1 protein-coding gene is annotated in these 537 nt (G+C 74.3%); it reads left to right on the top strand.

Features of this window, described 5'->3' with window-relative positions; all coding sequences use genetic code 11:
* Nucleotides 1–480: aldo/keto reductase (locus ABFX50_RS51125; protein WP_346158571.1), on the top strand; the 480-nt coding region annotated here is incomplete at its 5' end.
* Nucleotides 481–537 lie beyond the last annotated feature (57 nt).

Genomic DNA, 537 nt, shown 5'->3' on the forward strand with positions numbered 1-537 from the left:
GTCGGGTGCCCCAGACCGGTGGTGGCGCAGCAGCTGTACAACCTGGTGGCGCGCAAGGTCGAGGCCGAGTACCTGGAGGTCGCGCGCGTCAGCGGGCTGGCCACGATGGTCTACAACCCGCTGGGCGGCGGGATGCTGACCGGCAGGCACTCCCCCGAGGGCGCGGGCGGCGGGCGGTTCGGCGACTCGCGGCTGGCGGCGATGTACCGGGAGCGGTACTGGCGGGACGACCTGTTCGCGGCGGTGTCCAGGCTCGCCGGGATCGCCGAGGGCACCGGGCTGTCGCTGGCGGAGCTGGCGCTGCGCTGGCTGGTGACGTCCCCGGACGTGGGGGCGCTGCTGCTGGGCGGTTCGAAGGTGGAGCACCTGCGGCAGAACGCGGCGGCGGTGGCGGCCGGGCCGCTGCCCGCCGACGTGGTGGCGGCGTGCGAGGAGGTGGGGGCCGAGCTGCACGGTCCGATGCCCGCTTACAACCGGTGAAACCGGTCGGTCGGCGGGCTGGACGACCGCTGATCACGCGCTGTTCCGCACTGCTGT

It is taken from the genome of Nonomuraea recticatena (assembly GCF_039533245.1).
Lineage (GTDB): Bacteria > Actinomycetota > Actinomycetes > Streptosporangiales > Streptosporangiaceae > Nonomuraea > Nonomuraea roseola.